The following is a 3,157-nucleotide window of genomic DNA, read 5'->3' as shown; positions in this document are numbered from 1 at the left end:
CTGGACAAGGCCGGTTTGCCAGAGGGCCAGGCAACCAGGCTGCCTGTCGCAGACTGCGTGCTGTGCGACGGCTCCGGACCAGTCAAGACCGCAATGGCCCTGGTGGACCGGGTCAGTGGGCACCTGGATAACATTGAGGTCAGTGACCGCTTCAACAGGGTCAGGCAGGCTGCCGGAGACAAAGGGTTGCTGGCAGACTCTTTCCTGCTGTTGGAACAGGAGCGCTTTGCGGCAGTTGTCACCGAAGACATTATGGACACCCCGGAATTCCGCAAGAATCTTCTTACTTTCTTAAGACAGACACTGGCGCAAAGGCAGGGGTTGAGTCCGGAGCAAATCATTGATCGGGTGGTCATGTTGCTCAATGGCTCGGGCTACAGTGCCGCGGACACCCGCTATGTCAAGGAACTGTTGCTTGCAAGCCCGGAATTCATGGAGCAGCTCCGGGTCCGAAAAGGCCATACCGGCGAGGATAGCTCTGGGCCCGATAACCCGGATAACATCAAGTCAGGAGGTGGGTCGAAAAGATCGCAAGGGAAATTCATGCGTGTGCTGGATGTGCTGGACCGTAGTACAAAATTTAATACGGGCAGGATGCTTGTCGGCGCAGGGAATGCCGTCGCTGGCCTTGCCTTGGCCACAGTGACACTGGAAAACCTGGAAAAATACGGTGACTCAATGCCTGCTGAAGCCAGGAACCTGGCCTATGCGGGTGCGGGCCTGGGCATCACTAACTCTGCCTACAGCCTTGCCATGAGCGCCAACTGGGCGCTGAGCAAAACTCTTGTCAGGACGAAAAATCCGGCAGGAGCCCTTGGCGCAGCTTTAAAGCTGGGCCCAAAAGCGTCGCTCAGGGTAGCCAGGACTTTACCGATTGTAGGCGGTGTCATTGCGCTCGCCGCTGGCACTGTTTCACTGGCCGCTAATGCCACAAGCGCCGATGCGGCAAGAAAAGCTGGCAGCCATAAACGGGCAGTCATTTTTGGCGCCATAGCGGCCCTCGATGTCATTACCATTGGCCTTGATGTTCTGAGTCTGGCGCTGGACTTCATCTTTCCAAAGCTGGGTATTGTTGTAGACCTGATCAGTATGCTTTTGGGTTTCGTGCAAACGGCCTTGCAGGCCATTATGCCACCCCCTACTGCCAGGGAGGATTTCAACGCTTTACTGGAGAGCCCTGAATTCAATGAACACCTTAATAAGCAGGTGGAACACTTTGAGAAAGAGGGCTACAGGCGGTTTGTGCTCTACGACGATGCCAGTAATTATCTTGACCAGAGCAAGTATGATGAGAACCTCGAGACATTGACGTTCTCCGCTGCGTGGCTTCTTGTGCGTAAGTTCGATAAAGACAAATGGCTTGCCTTACTTGATAAGCAAAATGTAAGGCGAACCGTGAGAGGAACATACCTGTCGGACTATATGCGAGGCGAGAAAGGATACAAGATATTTTATGGTTTGGGTGGCAATGACATCCTGATCTCTGAAAAGGGGGAGCTTTTTGGCGGTTCAGGCAACGACACGCTGATTCTGGAAAAAGGCATCGCCAAAGGGGGCAGTGGCAGTGACATTATCCGGATTAAAGAGTCAGGTACGGCTTACGGGGACAGTGGCAATGACGATATCCGGATTGAAAAGTCAGGTACGGCTTACGGGGACACTGGCGATGACCTTCTCCGGATTGAAAAGTCAGGTGATGCCTACGGGGGCAGTGGCAGGGATATTATCTGGATTGGGCACTCAGGTAATGCTTATGGGGGAACCGACGACGACACCCTTTACCTGTCAAAGGAGGATGGAACGGGCTATGGAGGACCGGGAAACGATGAGATTTATTACGGTAAACGCCAGTATGGCGACTCGGGTAATGACAGGCTCATTGACAAGCTCGGCGCAGTCGAACAGCACGGTGGCAAAGGGGATGACTATCATTCACCGGGGTTAGGCTATGGGCGCCTTTTTGGCGGACCCGGCTATGATACGCTGGTTCTGCCCAGCTTCTCGCTTCCTGTTTTCGGCAAAGAAAAAAGCGTTAATTTCACGGCTCACTACAGTATTGGTCGTCATACCCTCAAGTTACATGGCCTATCATCCGGAACCACGGATATCACGACTCGCTACCGTCATGGTTACCCTAAGCCATTACTCTGGATGGACTTGAAAACCGGAAGCTGGCTTAGCCGTTTTTATGATTACCTCCTGTTTCATAAGTTGGGCACCGACCACCCGGATGGCCGGGAAACAGGCAAAAAATCCGTTTTCGATGTGTTTCGTGTCGCCCCTGTCGCCAGGTCGTTGGTGACTAACGAATTGATGAAGCACGTCAAACCTGACGCCAGGCACACAGGCGTCGGACGAATTTCTGATATTTACGGAGAGCAGCTTTACTTTTACCTCGGCAAAGTTGAGTACGGTAGCGCGAAAGAGGAAGTCCACATCTATTTTTCGCTCAAAGGCGTTTTCTGGGTGAACGCCAACCGTTCCCTGTTTTTTTTCAAAAAGGATAGCCTGCTTAAGGCCAGTGAAAGTCATCAGTCCATTAAATTCTTCGCAGCCCTCCTGGACTACCTGAAGACCGGGGGCACTGTTCAGGGTATGGAAAACCTGGTGGGTTCCGAAGACGGCTCAGAAGTGTACGGGTCTGACCAGCGTGATGCCATTTTTCTCAGGGGAGATAAAAATAGCAACAACATAGTGGATGCGCGCCGTGGTGACGATTTCGTCTATGCCAGCAATGGGACAGACGTAATAAAACTGGGGGCGGGCAATGACCGGGCGGTGTTGACCGGTCAAAACGTGGTGGACGGTGGCCCCGGCACAGACACCCTTTCCTACATGATCCGAAAAGAAAAGCTCTGGCTGGATATGACCAACCGGGATCCGTCGTCGGGGGATGTGGTGACCGGTGTCGAGGTCATACAGGACTCTCCCCACGACGACCGGATCAAAGGAAACGACGAGAATACGGTTTTCATGGTCACCAATGGCACCAATATCCTGGATGCCGGAGGGGGTAACGACACAGTCATCACTCACGGCGGAAAGACGTCTGTCTGGCTGAGAAGCGGTTTTAACACGGTGATACTGGGTGAGGGTCACCACAAGGTTTACACGGGCACTCATGCGGATTCAATCAGACTCAGTGGCAACAACCTTG

1 protein-coding gene is annotated in these 3,157 nt (G+C 53.1%); it reads left to right on the top strand.

The genetic code is table 11. The features are described from left to right. Positions 1 to 15 precede the first annotated feature (15 nt). A partial coding sequence (locus tag KDK18_RS03480; RefSeq protein WP_257253241.1) for a calcium-binding protein occupies positions 16 to 3,157 on the top strand: 3,142 nt, incomplete at its 3' end.

Source organism: Endozoicomonas sp. SESOKO3 (genome assembly GCF_024606255.1).
The sequence above is the reverse complement of the archived record's forward strand: the minus strand, read 5'-3'. Positions and strand labels throughout refer to the sequence as shown.